Consider the following 14,285-nt stretch of genomic DNA (forward strand, 5'->3'; position numbering starts at 1 on the left):
CTGCGCCGGGCTATCCCCAGCATTTCGTCCGCGTTCGCGGCGCCTCATGCCGATGGCCGCGGTTACGCATCCAACTATGCACCGGGGTGGGATGCCGCAACCCGCGGCCCGCAATGATCGATGGACGCCCATTCCATCAAAACTTGGTCAGACACGTTGCCTTGCCGCAGCGAACTTGGCTTCGTATGAGGGGGCAATGATGCGACGCGTGTGCTTCGCTATCGATGGAAACGGGGAGCGAGGCAGCGCATGACGGGGATCGAGGCCAACAGCGGATTTCTCGCGCTCGCCCTGCCATTTCTCGCTGCGGCCCTGGCACCCATCCTCACCCGCTTCCTGAAGCAGCATTCGTGCTGGGTGCTGGCATTGGCACCGGCCTTTGCGTTCCTCATCTTCCTCGGCGCGCTGCCGGAAGTGGCGGGCGGGAACGTGTTTCTCTTCGGCCTCGACTGGATCCCGTCCTTCGACGTCCGGTTCTCGTTCCGGCTGGATGGCCTGTCCTCGACCTTCGCTTTGCTGATCACCGGTATCGGCACGCTGATCATCCTGTATTCCGGCGGCTACCTTGCCGGGCATCGGGATCAGGGACGCTTCCTGTCCTTCATGCTGATGTTCATGGGCGCCATGCTCGGGCTCGTCATGTCCGACGACCTGATGACGTTGATCGTCTATTGGGAACTTACCTCGATCACCTCCTTCCTGCTCATCGGCTTCGACCACGAGCGGGGCGCGGCGCGGCGCGGCGCGATCCAGGCGCTGGTGATCACCGGCGGCGGCGGTCTGGCGCTGATGGCGGGGCTGATCGCAATCCGGGAGCTGACGGGGCTGACCTCGCTCAGCGACGTTCTCGCGGCCGGTGACGCGCTGCGCGAAAGCAGCTTCTACGTTCCGATCCTGATTCTCGTCCTGGCAGGTGCCTTCACCAAGTCGGCGCAGATGCCGTTCCATGTCTGGTTGCCGAACGCGATGGAGGCGCCGACGCCGGTCTCGGCCTATCTGCATTCGGCAACGATGGTGAAGGCCGGCGTCTACCTCCTGCTGCGCCTGCATCCGGCGCTCGGCGACACCGCGCTCTGGACGACGATCCTGCCGCTGTTCGGCGCGGTGACGCTGGTGGTGGGCGCGCTTCTCGCCGTGCGAGCGACCGACATCAAGATCACGCTGGCCTATACGACGGTTGCCTCGCTTGGCCTTCTGGTGATGCTGATTGGTGTGGGAACCGAAACGGCGATCATCGGCGCGGTGCTCTATCTGATCGCTCATTCGCTGTTCAAGGGCGGCCTGTTCATGGTCGCCGGATCGGTGGACCACGGCGCTCACACCCGCGAGATCGATCATTTGGGCGGCCTCGGCAGGGCGATGCCGATCACCTTTGCGGCCGCGCTGCTCTGCGCGCTGTCCATGGGCGGCATCACGCCCTTCGTCGGTTTCCTCGCCAAGGAGGAAATCTATCATGCGCTGGAGTATGGCGATCCGTATCATATCGCCCTGATCTGCGCGGCGATCGCCGGCAACGCGCTGATGTTCGCGGCGGCCTTCATCGTGGCTCTGAAGCCCTTTATCGGCCGCATGCCGGAGACCATCCACCATCCGCATGAGGGGGCGCCGACCATCTGGCTCGGGCCTCTCGTCCTAGGTGTCAGCGGCCTCGTTGGCGGGTTGTTCTACGGCGCCTATCACGCGTTCTTCTCGTCGCCGATGGCGTCGGCGGCCGTCGGTGAGCCGGTGGCGATCGAGATCGGCTGGATGCCGCATCTGAACCTCGCTTTCGCCCTGTCGATGGCGACCATCGCGCTGGGCGTGGTGATCTATCTTCTGTCGGAACGGCTGCGCGCCGGGCTGACCGCATTGCTCGCTGCAATCGGCTGGGGGCCCGATCATGGCTTCGATCAGGCGATGCGCGGGCTGATCCGCGGTGCCTTTGCGATCACGAACCTCCTGCAGTCCGGCCGGCTCGACTATTACATGACCGCGACCGTCGCAGTGATGACCGCAGCGCTGTTCGGGGCTATGGCCTTTACCGGCGGTTGGCCGGCGATGCCGGAGTTTCCGCAGGTCACCTATTACGAGTGGATCGTACTGGCGCTGCTCCTCTGCGGTCTCTTCGCCGTGGTCGTCGCCAAGAACCGGCTGACGGCGATCGTTTCGCTGGGTATCCAGGGCTTCGCCGTCGCCCTAATCTTCATGCTGATGGGCGCGCCGGACCTCTCCTTCACCCAGTTCATGGTCGAAACCTTGTCGGTGGTGATCCTCGCCCTCGCGATCACCCGGTTGAAGCTGTCGCCGACCGATCATCGCCCGACCCGCGAGAAGCTGCCGGATGCGGCGCTGGCAGCGGCGGCCGGCGCGGGCTTCGGCCTGTTCCTGCTGGCAGTCGTTCAACGGCCGTTCGATTCCGTCCTCTCGGACTTCTTCGAACGCTACAGCTACGCCATTGCCCATGGCCGCAACATCGTGAACGTCATCCTCGTCGACTTCCGCGGCATCGATACGATGGGCGAGATCGCCGTGGTGATGACCACCGGGCTGGGCGTCCTCGCGCTGATCCGCGTCCGGGTGAAGCGCCGTAATCCGCGACCCGCCGATCCGATGGAGGTGACGCCATGAGAACGGTCATCTTCCGTTTTACTGCGCCGTATCTAACCAGCCTGATGGTGCTGTTCTCGATCTTCGTGCTGCTGCGTGGCCATAACGAGCCCGGTGGCGGGTTCATCGGCGGTCTGATCGCCGCATCGGCCTTTGCGATCTACGGCATCGCCTGCGGGGTCGCGCCGGTGCGGCGAGCTCTCTATTTCCATCCCATGGCGATCGCTGGCAGCGGGCTGATGCTCGCTGTCCTGTCCGGCGTCGTGTCCATGGTCGTGAGCGTCGAGTTCCTGACCGGCGTCTGGAGCTTCCCGGCATTTCTCGGCGGTGACGTCGGAATCTCGACGCCGCTGTTCTTCGACATCGGCGTCTATCTCGTCGTGGTCGGTGCGATCAGTACGATCGGGCTCGCCCTCGAGGAAAGGGAGACGGACTGATGGAGACTGCACTCGCCTTTGTCGTCGGCTGTCTCTTTGCCGTCGCCTTCTACCTGCTCTTGTCCAAGCACATCATCCGCATGCTGCTGGGCGTCGTGCTGCTCGGCAATGCGGTCAATCTCCTGATCTTCACGGCCGGCCGTCTCGGGCCGATCGCGCCGCCGATCATTCCGACCGAACTGGCCACCCCGGATGGGCCGATCGCCAATCCTTTGCCGCAAGCACTAATCCTGACCGCGATCGTGATCTCGTTCTCCTTCTTCGCCTTCCTGCTGGTGCTCACCTATCGCGCCTATCAGGACCTTGGCACCGACGACACCGACCAGATGCGCATCGCAGAACCCGAGGACCAGGGGCTTCCGCCCCTGGGATACTGACATGGCGACGACAGGCACCGCGGATACGGGCGGATACGGCGAACTGGCGGCACTGAAGGCCGAAGCGATGATGGCCGGGCCCGTTGCCGCGTCGGACTATCTCATCGTGCTGCCGGTGGTGATCTGCTTCATTTTCGGGGCAGGGCTCCTGATGATGCGCAAGCGCACGGGGCGCCAGCCCTGGGTTGCTATCCCCGGCCTCGCATTGCTGTTCGCCGTGGATCTCGCGCTTCTCGCCAAGGTCGCGACCGAGGGAACGCAGACCATGATGATGGGCGGCTGGAAGCCGCCCTTCGGCATCGCCTTCACGGTCGATCTGATGGGGGCGTTGTTCGTTGCGGTGACTGGTTTCGTCGCGCTGGCCTGCGGCATTTATGCCGTCGCCTCCATCTCCCCGACCGAGCGGCGCTACGGCTTTTACCCGTTCCTGTTCCTGATGATCGGCGGCGTCTCCGGTGCCTTCCTGACCGGCGACATCTTCAACCTCTATGTCTGGCTCGAGGTGCTGCTGATCGGATCCTTCGGGCTTCTGATCCTCGGTTCCGAACACGAGCAGCTCGACGGCGCGACCAAATACTGCTTCCTGAACCTCGTCGGCACGACGCTGTTCCTGATCACCACCGCCTATCTCTACGGCGTGTTCGGCACGCTCAACATGGCCGACATCGCGGCGAAAGCCGCGACGATGGAGGGGGACAGCGCAGTCACCATCATCGCCGTCATGTATCTCGTCGCCTTCGCGCTGAAGGCGGCGGCCTTCCCGCTGAACGCGTGGTTGCCGGCCTCGTACCATACGCCGCGCTTTGTCGTGTCGGCGCTGTTCGCGGGCCTGCTGACCAAGGTCGGCGTCTACGGCATCATGCGCGTCCTGATTATGCTGTTTCCGCCCGAGCATCAGGTATTGGTGCCGATGATCGCCTGGATCGCCGGCCTGACGATGCTTCTGGGCGCGCTCGGCGCGCTTGCGCAGACCGATCTCCGGCGGCTCCTGAACTACATGGTGATTGCGGGCATTGGTACGATCCTTGCCGGTCTCGCCGTGCCGCAGGTCGCGTCCGTGATGGTCGCGCAGGCCGACGGTGGCGCTGCCATGGCCGCAACCGCCGCTGCAGCCCCGGCGGCCCAGACGGGTCTTGCCGGGGCGATCTACTACGCGCTGCATTCGATCGTCGTGATGACGGCGCTTTATCTGGGGGCAGGCGTCGCGGCACGTTTGAACGGCTCCTCGTCTCTGGCCGAGATGGGTGGGCTATGGCGCCGCTATCCGCTGCTGGCGGCTCTCATGCTGGTGTTCCTGTTCGGCGTGTCGGGCCTGCCGCCGTTCTCGGGGTTCTGGCCCAAGGTTGCGCTGGTTCGCGCGACGATCCTAGCCGATCTGCCTTGGCTTGCAGCGACCATTCTGGTGTCCGGCTTCCTCCTGACCATCGCCAGTGCCCGGGTCTTCGCCCTGGCTTTCTGGCGGCCGCTGCCGGCAATGAGCGCAGCAGGCAGCGATGCCGAGGCCGGTCAGATCGAGAGGGAGCAATTCCAGGCGCCGGGACGCGACAAGCCGTTGTCGCTCATTCCGCTGCTGGCGCTGGCCGCGTTCGTGGTTGCCGCCGGTGTGTGGCCCGAATGGCTGGCGCACCTGACCAGTGCGGCGGCGGCAGGCGTCCTCGATCCGTCTGCCTATCTGCAATCGGTGTTCGGAGGCGCGTCGTGAGGCTTTCGCTCTTCAATCTTGTTCTGGCGCTGATCTGGGTCATCGTCTCCGGGTCGTTCACGCTGATCAACCTTCTGTTCGGCTTCGCGCTCGGTGCGGCCGCGCTCTACCTCATCCGCGAACAGGTCGGCACGGTCGGCTATATCGGCCGCGCGCGCCGGATCTTCGCGCTGTTCCTGCTGTTCCTCGTCGAGCTCATCAAGTCGGCCTGGCGGGTGGCGGTCCTGGTGCTGAAGCCGCGGATGGATCTGAAGCCCGGGATCTTCGCCTATCCGCTGAAGGTGGAGAGCGATTTCGAGATCACGCTGCTGGCCAACCTCATCACCCTGACGCCGGGCACGCTGTCGGTCGATGTGTCTGAGGATCGTTCCACCCTTTATGTGCACGCCATCGACTGTTCTGATCCTGAGGCGGCTCGTACGGATATCGCCACCGGGTTCGAGGCCAAGATCCTGGAGGCGTTCCGATGAGCCTTCATGATTTCGCCGTGGGCCTCTTCGCGATCTCCGTGGATGTCGCGCTGGTGCTCTTGGGCCTCGCCTTTCTCTTTACCGTGATCCGCATCATGGTGGGGCCGACGCTGCCGGACCGGGTGCTCGGCCTCGACATGCTGACCAGTGTCGCCATCGGCTTCATCGCCGTCATCGGCATCGACACGGGCTTCACGCTCTATGTGGATATCGCGATCGCGCTCGGCCTCGTCGGCTTCCTCGCAACGGTAGCCTTCGCCCGGTTCATCCAGGCACGCGGAAAGACCGAGGAAGAACGCTTCGAGGCATTGCCGCTCCGCGATCCGCAAGCGCGTCACGTCGAGCCGCTAGAGGAAGGGAAGACGAAATGATCGCCGATCTCGTCCTTATCGTCTCCGCGCTCCTGATGCTGGCCGGTGCCGCCTTTGCCGCCATCGCGGCGCTGGGCATCCTGCGGCTGCCGGACCTCTACACCCGCATGCATTCGGCCTCGAAGGCCGGATCGGTCGGATCGGGCATGTTGTTGATCGCACTTGCGCTGACTGCGGATTCGACGCCGGTCGCGCTTCGGGCGCTCGCTGCGGTCGCGTTCTTCCTGCTCACAGCACCGCTGTCCGCCCACCTTCTCGCCAAGGCGTCCTATGCGGTCGGCTATCAGCTCTGGCCCCAGTCGGTGCTCGACGAAATGCCGCCGGTCCAACCGACGACGGAAGCGTCCCAGACGCCTCATCCAACCGTTCCTGCCGACCGGCACGGCGGGCCGGCCTGATAGGTCGGTTTACAGAGGCGTCCCTATGATCGCACTCCTCGTCGGCTTCGCCGGCCTCTTCGGAGCAGCAGGCGTTGCCGGGGCTGCGGTGGCGGCGCATGGCGGTGGCAACGCACAGTTGGCGGCAACTGCCGCGGCGATTGCTCTCGTCCACGCGCCATCGCTTCTCGGCCTTGCAGCGTTCGTTTCCAGAATGCCGCGGCTCGCTCCGCTGTCCGGCCTGCTGATCATTGTCGGAACGCTTCTGTTTTCCGGTGATCTGGCGGCCCGAATTGCCTGGGGCGAGCGACTGTTCGCCAATGCTGCGCCGCTCGGCGGAACCCTGCTGATCGCCGGTTGGCTCCTGGTCGGCGCCGCCGGGATCGGGCTCGCGATACGCCGCCCCACATCGTAGCCGACGCACCGGGGCGCAGGTCGCAGCGCCGTTTCAGCTGCCGCAGGCCATTTCATGGGAGAGGATCATGACAAACGGGTTCGATAGAGCGCTTTTTGCCGACCAAACGGTCGTCGTCACGGGGGCAGGGCGGGGGATCGGCGCGGCAGTCGCCCGGGCGTTTCTTGCGACGGGTGCGGCAGTTGTCGCCCATGTCGGCCGCACCGTGGAGCATGCGGAGAGCGACCTTCTCGCAGACCTGCTCGATGCGCACCGCGCACGGCTGACAGTGCTCACTGGGGATTTGGCGCAGCCGGATGGTGGCGAGAGGCTGGCGCGCGCCATCCTCGCGGAGGTCGGTGACCGCATCGACGTTCTCGTCAACAATGCGGGCACGATGGGCGGCCGGGTTGCTGCCGGTGAGGTCACGCAGGCCCAGTACGATCAGGTCGTCGATCTGAACGTCCGCTCGGTCGTCACCCTCACGACCGCACTGCTGCCGGCGCTGAAGGCGGCCAAAGGGGCGTCTATCGTCAACACCTCGTCGATCTCGGCGACGATCGGCGGCAGTGCCGGTTCCTCACTCTATTCGGCGTCGAAGGCGTTCATCTCGACCTGGACGCGTGCGCTCGCCCGCGAACTCGCGCCCGACCACATTCGCGTCAACGCGGTGTCGCCGGGCACCATCATGACCGACTTCCACCGCCGTTACTCGACCCAGGAAAAACTCGACGCAACGGCGGCATCGATCCCGCTGAAGCGGCTCGGCACTGCAGAGGACTGCGCGCCGGCCTATCTGTTTCTCGCAAGTCCCATCCTGTCCGGATATGTCACCGGACAGGTGATCGAGGTGAATGGCGGCCAGTTCATGGGCTGAGGCCCGCCGAGGCGCACCTCTCACGACATTTGCGAGCCTCTGGTCGGCTACTGTCCGACGATCTCGCGGGTGGAATCGAAGACGATGTCCTTGTTGCGGTCCTGGATGTAGCGCAGGTCCCATTCGTCGCGGCACAGATAGACCGGCCGCTCGTCGCGATCGCGCGCGACATGGGTGACGTTGTCCTTGACGAAGGCCTGCAGGGTCGCCTCGTTCTCGCAGCGGATCCAGCGCGCCACGTTGAACGGCACCGGCTCGAAGCTGACATCCGCCTTGTATTCCCCGGCGATGCGAGAGGCGAGCACGTCAAGCTGCAGGGGGCCGACGACGCCGACGATCCAGTCGGAACCGATCGACGAGCGGAAGACCTGCACGAGACCTTCCTCGGCCAGATCCTCGAGGCCACGGCGAAGCTGTTTCAGCTTCATCGAATCTTCGAGCCGGACGCGGCGGAGCACTTCCGGCGCGAAGGCGGGAAGTCCTGTGAACCGGAAGTTCTCGCCTTCGGTCAGCGTGTCGCCGACGCGGAGCGTTCCGTGGTTCGGAATGCCGATGACGTCGCCAGCGAAGGCCTCCTCCGTCAGCGCGCGTTCCTGGGCGAAGAAGTAGATCGGGTTGGAGACGGCCAACTGCTTGGCCGAGCGGACATGGTCGAGCTTCATGCCGCGCTTGAAATGGCCCGAGCAGAACCGCACGAAGGCGACGCGGTCGCGGTGCTTGGGGTCCATGTTCGCCTGCACCTTGAAGACGAAGCCGGAGACCTTGTCGCCCTCCGGGGCGATGGGTCCCTTGTCGGAGGGCTGAGGCCGCGGTGCCGGGGCATGCGCCGCGATCAGGTCCATCAGGCGGTCGACAGCGAAGTTCTGCAATGCGCTGCCGAAGACCACAGGGGTCAGATGCCCCTGACGATAAGCGACGGGGTCGAAATCGGCATAGCCCTCGGCCGCTAGTTCCGCGGCATCGCGGAAGCTAGCATAGGTGTCGGGATGCATCACCTTGGCGAGACCGGGGTCGTCCAGGCCGCCCTCGAAATGCACCGTCTTGTCGCTGCCGGCGACGAGAAAGTCGTTGGCGGCCAGATCGTAGCAGCCCTTGAACAGGCCGCCCTGGCCGACCGGCCAGACCACCGGCGCCACGGTCAGGGCGAGCTGCTCCTCGATCTCGTCGAGCAGTTCGAAGGGGTCAAGGCCTTCGCGGTCAATCTTGTTAATGAAGGTGACGATCGGAATGTCGCGCAGGCGGCAGATCTCGAACAGCTTGCGCGTCTGCGCCTCGATGCCTTTGGCCGCGTCGATCACCATGATCGCGCTGTCGACAGCCGTCAGTGTCCGGTAGGTGTCCTCGGAAAAGTCACTGTGGCCGGGGGTGTCGAGCAGGTTGAAGGTGATGCCATGCTTCTCGAAGGTCATCACCGACGAGGTGACCGAGATGCCGCGGTTCTTCTCAATGTCCATCCAGTCGGACTTGGCGCGCCGGCCGTTGCCTTTGGAGCGGACGGCACCGGCCATCTCGATGGCGCCGCCGGCCAGAAGCAGCTTCTCGGTCAGCGTCGTCTTGCCGGCGTCCGGATGCGAGATGATGGCGAAGGTGCGCCGGGTCGTATGATCGGATCGCGTGGCCGAAGCATTGGCACGGGTCGGCAGGGTATCGGCGGTCGCGCTCACGAGAAACTTCTCCAGATCGAAATGGTGTTGCCGCGCCATGCGGCGGCGGGGCAAACGCCGGTTGGCGGTCACTCGCGTCGGGACGCCGGATCGCCCTTCGGTTCTGCCCGCGGAACGTCGCCGGTGGCGCGCTCCTGCAACTGCATGCCGCCAGATAGTCGCTTTCGGTGCAAATTGCACGCCCGCTGCATCGGTGCGCAGGTATCGGTGGCGGAATTCCAATCGGTCTCGTGCCGATTGCCTGATAGCCGCAGGGCAGGACGGGTCGTCATGGAAGGATTGCGAGGTCGGCGATAGTTCGGGCCCTGCCAACCGGGGCGCAGGCGTATCCCGGCTCCGCTGTCGCTCGTTCTGCGGTGTGCCGGCCATGGGGTGCAGTAGTGCGTTAGGGTGCGCCCAGTCGCCCCGCATAAACACAGCGAATGATCGGGCGCGTTGCTACCCGGGACAGAGAACGAGCTGGCACCCGTGTTGCGTTGTGCTGTTGCCGCAACGGGAGTTGTGCTGATTGCGCCCGATGTCTTGAAACGGACACGGATGGCTGCCTACATGAGACCTGATCAGGGCCAATCGGGACTCTGGTCCGCGCCCGTGGAAAGGGAAATTGACACTGAGACCTGCGGCTGAAACGAAGGACGTCTTCGAGACCTCTCCTTCTGACGCGCCCGCCACCGATGCTACGGTTGGCCGGTCCGCAATCGAACTCGTCACCTCGAGTCTGGAAGATTCGAAGGGCGAAGACATCGTCTCCATCGACATGCAGGGCAAGTCCGCACTGGCCGATCACATGGTGATCGTCTCCGGTCGGTCGAACCGTCATGTCAGCGCCGTCGCCGGCAACCTCCTTCGCGACCTCAAGCAGCAAGGCTTCGGGTCCGAAATGAAGGTGGAAGGCCTGCAGAATGGCGACTGGGTACTGATCGATACGGGCGACATCATCGTCCATATCTTCCGTCCCGAAGTCCGCAGCTTCTACAATATCGAGAAGATGTGGACGGTCGGCGACGCTGGAGATTCGACGGTACACTAGAGCCCTGCGCGTCCCCCGAAGGGGACGCCGCAGTTTCTGGACCGCGGCGGCGAGGCTGCCCGAGGCCAGAACATAAAGATGAGCAGGCTTCGGCCGAGAAGGAGCTCGGGCGATGCGGCTGACCATTGCGGCCATCGGTCGGATGAAGGTCGGTCCCGAGCGTGAGCTCGCGGATCGCTACCTCGATCGCCTCAAGAAGACGGGCGGAGCGCTGGGGCTGGACTATGCCGGCCTTTCCGAGTTCCCCGAATCGCGTCTGTCCACGACGGCCGAACGCAAGCGCGACGAGGCGGCGCGGCTGATTGCGCCCTTGGCGGAGGCAAGTGTGCGGATCGTTCTCGACGAAAGGGGGCGAACGCTTTCGTCGGAAGAGTTCGCAGCAGCATTGGCTGATTTTCGCGATGCGGGACGGCGCGACGCTGCGGTCCTCATCGGCGGTCCCGACGGTCATGACGAGGCCCTCCGATCATCGGCCGATCTGACGCTGTCGCTCGGCCGCCTGACTTATCCCCATCAGATCGCGCGCATTCTCATCGCCGAGCAGCTTTACCGCGCGGCGACCATCCTGGCGGGCCATCCCTACCACCGGAGCTGATCTTCGGGGCAGGAGAGGCACGAGAGATGCGGTCCGGGGGGCTTCAACCGGAGCTGCCGGGAGGTGCGAGCCAAGATTGTGGATATGCCCGCACGGTGGCGTTCGCAGCCTGTCGTCCGACGATGGTTGATTGCTTGTTAACGGCCTGATTCTATCCTCCAAATCAGCTATGACATCCCTGCGATTTGCACGGGAAAGGGCGGTCTTGATCAACGGGCGGACAGGCGGCGACGGACGCAGACACCGGCGGTGGCGCATCACTGCTGCCCTGCTGTGCGCCATGACTGCGCTGCATCCGCTGCCATCCTTGGCTCTGTCGGAAGATGGCGCAGCCTCGCCGGATCGTTCGGACCTCGATCCAATGGCGGTCGGCTCGGTCGAACCGGCGAGTTCCGACGTCCTGGAACGTCAGCGACGCCAGACTGCCGCCGACCTCGTCGCCCTGTCGCAAAGCATCGAACTGTCGGAAGAGACCATCAGGTCGCTGGATGCGGAGATCGCCGCGCTGTCCGAGGATCAGGGTCGTGTTCGCGCTGCCATGATTTCGGCCGCCGAGGCCCAGAAGGGTATCAGCCGGGAGATCGCGGCGACGGAAGAGCGCGTTGACAGGCTGGCAACCGAGGAGGGAACGATCAAGGCGTCGCTGCGCGAGCGCCGCGGTCTTCTGGCACAGGTTCTGGCGGCGCTCGAGAGAATGGGACGCAAGCCGCCCCCCGCGTTGCTGGTGAAGCCGAACGACGCACTCGGCTCGGTCCGCAGTGCCATTCTGCTGGGCGCGGTGGTCCCGGCCATCCACGAGCAGACCACCGCCCTGGTCGCTGATCTGGAGCGGCTGGCATCCGTGCGGGCCGAGATCTCCGCTGAGAAGCAGCGCTTCGCCGAACAGCTCACGCGCCATCGGAAGGAAGAGCAGCGGCTGGAACGGCTGATCGCCGAAAAGCAGCGGCTGGAAGCGGCCAATCGCGATCGTCGCGCAGCCGAAGCAGCGCGTGCCGCCGATCTCGCGGCGAAGGCAACCGATCTCAAGGATCTCATCGCCTCGCTGCAGGCCGATGTCGAACAGGCGAGGGCGACCGAAGCGGCGGAAGCGGAGCGTCGCGCTGCGCAGGAAAAAGCGCGAGAACTGGCACGTGTCGCAGCCGAGGCCGAGGCCCGCAGCCAGGCGACCCGGCTGGAGGCCGAACGGCTGGAACGCGAGCAGGACGTCATCGAGACGCGGCGAACGGCGCGCATCGGCGCGGATGGCGATCCTGAGGCATTGGTGACTGCACAGGCGGATGTGCCGCTTCCTGGCGACGAAGCGCCGCAGGACGGTCCTGCCCTCGCATCCGCCGAGACGTCCTCCGATGCTGACACGGAGACAGCGGCCGCAGACGCTTCGAACCCGGACGCCGAAGAGGCGGTCGAGGTTGCCGCGCTCGATACGTCCGCGGACAAGGTCGCCCGGCCGTCGTCCGCGGGACGCTATGATATTGCGTCACTTCGCCGTCAGGCGCCGCGACTTGCGCCATCCGCCGCATTTTCGACAATGAAAAAACGATTGTCGAGGCCGGTAGCTGGCAAGCAGCTCATCGGATTCGGGGAGAAGGACGACATCGGCCGCGAAACCACCGGAGCATCATTCGCTGCCCGCGCGCAGGACGTCGTCACCGCCCCCGCAGACGCGAATGTGCTCTACGCCGGACCCTTCCGTTCCTACGGGCAACTATTGATCCTTGATGCGGGCGACGGCTATCATGTGGTCTTGGCCGGAATGGCCCGGATCGATGTGGAACCGGGCTCGTTCGTGTCGGCCGGGGAACCTGTCGCGACGATGGGGGCCAAGCGCCTGGCGAGTATTGCAGTTGCCGAATTCGGTGTCTCGGAGCCCGCGCTCTACGTCGAGTTCCGAAAGGACGGAAAGCCGGTGGATCCGTCACCTTGGTGGATCGACCAACCCTCTGGAAGGACGAGGAATGATTCGTAAGCTCTCGATACTCTTTGCCGGGGCGCTGATGGGGGCAACGGCAATGACCGTGGTCGGTCAGAACGCCGGTGCTGCGAATGCTGCAGGTTCCGACACCTATCGGCAGCTCGCGATCTTCGGCGACGTGTTCGAACGGGTTCGCGCCCAGTATGTCGATGAACCGGACGACCAGAAGCTGGTCGAGACGGCGATCAACGGCATGCTGACGTCGCTCGATCCGCATTCGAGCTACATGAACGCCGAGCAGGCCGCCGACATGCGGACCGAGACCCGTGGCCAGTTCGGTGGCCTTGGTATCGAAGTCACCATGGAAGACGAGCTGGTGAAGGTCGTTTCTCCCTTCGACGGTACGCCTGCCGACAAGGCCGGCATCCTGGCCGGCGACCTCATCGCCGAGATCGACGGCGAGCAGGTTCGCGGACTGACGCTCGGCGAAGCGGTCGACCGGATGAAGGGCGACATCGGCACCAGCGTCGATCTGGTCATCATCCGGGAAGGCGCCAATAAGCCGGTACGCCTGACCGTGACGCGCGACGAGATCAAGGTGCCGTCGGTGCGCCACTCGGTGAAGGGTGACATCGGCTACATCAAGCTGATGAAGTTCAACGAGCAGACGACGGTCGGCCTGGAAGAATCCATCGCCGACATCGAGGAGAAGATCGGCGCCGACAAGGTGAAGGGCTACATTCTCGACATGCGGCGCAATCCGGGTGGCCTTCTGGACGAGGCCGTTTCGGTGTCCGATGCGTTCCTCGGCAAGGGCGAGATCGTGTCGACCCGTGGTCGTAACGCCGATGAGACCCGCCGCTACAACGCGCGCTCGGGTGACGAGATCGACGGCAAGCCGCTCGTCGTCCTGGTCAATGGCGGTTCGGCGTCGGCCTCGGAGATCGTCGCGGGTGCCCTGCAGGACCAGCGCCGCGCAACGATCGTCGGCTCGCGTTCCTTCGGCAAGGGCTCCGTGCAGACCATCATCCCGCTTGGTGCCAACGGTGCTTTGCGGCTGACGACGGCGCTCTACTACACGCCGTCCGGCCGCTCGATCCAGGGTCGCGGCATCGATCCGGACATCACCGTCGAGCAGCCGCTGCCGCCGGAAATCCGCGAGCAGATGGGCCTCGATGCCGAGGACGACCTGACGCGGGGCGAATCCTCCCTGCGTGGCCACATCACCGGCAACGAGGAGACCGACGAGGGCTCCGGTTCGCTCGACTACGTGCCGCCGGAGGAAGAGGACGATCTGCAGCTGCAGTATGCCCTCGATCTTCTGAACGGCGTGAAGTCGAACGCGATGTTCCCGCCCAAGCAGGAAGCCAACGCGGCCAACTGATCCGGTCGTTGCCTCCAGCGATCCGGTGAAATACAGGCCCGGTCGTCCCTTGGACGGCCGGGCCTTCTGCTATCTATCGCCTGATGGTCAGTAGTCCTGCTACGTCCCG

At 64.8% G+C, this 14,285-nt stretch carries 14 protein-coding genes; 13 read left to right on the plus strand and 1 reads right to left on the minus strand.

Annotation, left to right across the window (positions count from 1 at the left end; all coding sequences use genetic code 11):
- The first annotated feature begins 249 nt into the window (after positions 1–249).
- From J3367_RS01905 to J3367_RS01945, 9 genes are all read left to right on the plus strand, one after another.
- Positions 250–2,607, plus strand: coding sequence for a putative monovalent cation/H+ antiporter subunit A (locus J3367_RS01905; protein ID WP_024348987.1), 2,358 nt, complete (start codon positions 250–252; stop codon positions 2,605–2,607).
- Entirely contained in the window at positions 2,604–3,023 is a 420-nt protein-coding gene (locus J3367_RS01910) for a Na(+)/H(+) antiporter subunit B (RefSeq protein WP_005363582.1), read from the plus strand. Before J3367_RS01905 ends, J3367_RS01910 begins: the two co-directional genes overlap by 4 nt.
- On the plus strand, positions 3,023–3,400 hold the full coding sequence (locus J3367_RS01915) for a Na+/H+ antiporter subunit C (RefSeq protein WP_024348986.1): 378 nt from the start codon (positions 3,023–3,025) through the stop codon (positions 3,398–3,400). The genes J3367_RS01910 and J3367_RS01915 overlap by 1 nt, the downstream gene beginning before the upstream one ends.
- A 67-nt stretch (positions 3,401–3,467) precedes the next feature.
- Positions 3,468–5,102 carry a proton-conducting transporter membrane subunit gene (locus J3367_RS01920; RefSeq protein ID WP_421460325.1) on the plus strand — a complete coding sequence of 545 codons (1,635 nt, stop codon included), beginning with the start codon at positions 3,468–3,470 and terminating at the stop codon, positions 5,100–5,102.
- Positions 5,099–5,572 (plus strand): Na+/H+ antiporter subunit E, encoded by a 474-nt coding sequence (locus J3367_RS01925; RefSeq protein WP_024348984.1) that lies wholly within the window; start codon positions 5,099–5,101, stop codon positions 5,570–5,572. The genes J3367_RS01920 and J3367_RS01925 overlap by 4 nt, the downstream gene beginning before the upstream one ends.
- Positions 5,569–5,943, plus strand: coding sequence for a cation:proton antiporter (locus J3367_RS01930; protein ID WP_024348983.1), 375 nt, complete (start codon positions 5,569–5,571; stop codon positions 5,941–5,943). Before J3367_RS01925 ends, J3367_RS01930 begins: the two co-directional genes overlap by 4 nt.
- Positions 5,940–6,341 carry a monovalent cation/H(+) antiporter subunit G gene (mnhG, locus tag J3367_RS01935; RefSeq protein ID WP_024348982.1) on the plus strand — a complete coding sequence of 134 codons (402 nt, stop codon included), beginning with the start codon at positions 5,940–5,942 and terminating at the stop codon, positions 6,339–6,341. Before J3367_RS01930 ends, mnhG begins: the two co-directional genes overlap by 4 nt.
- 25 nt (positions 6,342–6,366) lie before the next feature.
- Complete coding sequence (locus J3367_RS01940) at positions 6,367–6,735, plus strand: DUF423 domain-containing protein (protein WP_024348981.1); 369 nt, start codon at positions 6,367–6,369, stop codon at positions 6,733–6,735.
- 67 nt (positions 6,736–6,802) lie between these two features.
- Positions 6,803–7,591: an SDR family NAD(P)-dependent oxidoreductase gene (locus J3367_RS01945; protein WP_024348980.1), complete on the plus strand. Its 789-nt coding sequence runs from the start codon at positions 6,803–6,805 to the stop codon at positions 7,589–7,591.
- Positions 7,592–7,638: 47 nt separating this feature from the next.
- Here the strand turns inward: J3367_RS01945 and J3367_RS01950 are convergent, their stop codons facing one another.
- Positions 7,639–9,255, minus strand: coding sequence for a peptide chain release factor 3 (locus J3367_RS01950; RefSeq protein ID WP_081651817.1), 1,617 nt, complete (start codon positions 9,253–9,255; stop codon positions 7,639–7,641).
- Between the two features lie 604 nt (positions 9,256–9,859).
- On the opposite strand from J3367_RS01950, the gene rsfS reads away from it, so the two are divergent.
- The 4 genes from rsfS to J3367_RS01970 all read left to right on the plus strand — a co-directional run bounded on the left by rsfS (position 9,860) and on the right by J3367_RS01970 (position 14,176).
- Positions 9,860–10,285, plus strand: coding sequence for a ribosome silencing factor (rsfS, locus tag J3367_RS01955; protein WP_009208606.1), 426 nt, complete (start codon positions 9,860–9,862; stop codon positions 10,283–10,285).
- 112 nt (positions 10,286–10,397) lie between these two features.
- On the plus strand, positions 10,398–10,880 hold the full coding sequence (gene rlmH / locus J3367_RS01960) for a 23S rRNA (pseudouridine(1915)-N(3))-methyltransferase RlmH (RefSeq protein ID WP_024348978.1): 483 nt from the start codon (positions 10,398–10,400) through the stop codon (positions 10,878–10,880).
- A gap of 205 nt (positions 10,881–11,085) precedes the next feature.
- A complete protein-coding gene (locus J3367_RS01965; protein WP_421460098.1) occupies positions 11,086–12,846 on the plus strand; it encodes a murein hydrolase activator EnvC family protein in 1,761 nt (586 codons plus the stop codon).
- Positions 12,836–14,176 (plus strand): S41 family peptidase, encoded by a 1,341-nt coding sequence (locus J3367_RS01970; protein ID WP_024348976.1) that lies wholly within the window; start codon positions 12,836–12,838, stop codon positions 14,174–14,176. The genes J3367_RS01965 and J3367_RS01970 overlap by 11 nt, the downstream gene beginning before the upstream one ends.
- The last annotated feature ends 109 nt before the right edge of the window (positions 14,177–14,285 follow it).

This window comes from Aurantimonas sp. NFXS3 (genome assembly GCF_049132005.1).
In the GTDB taxonomy this organism is placed as follows: domain Bacteria; phylum Pseudomonadota; class Alphaproteobacteria; order Rhizobiales; family Rhizobiaceae; genus Aurantimonas; species Aurantimonas coralicida.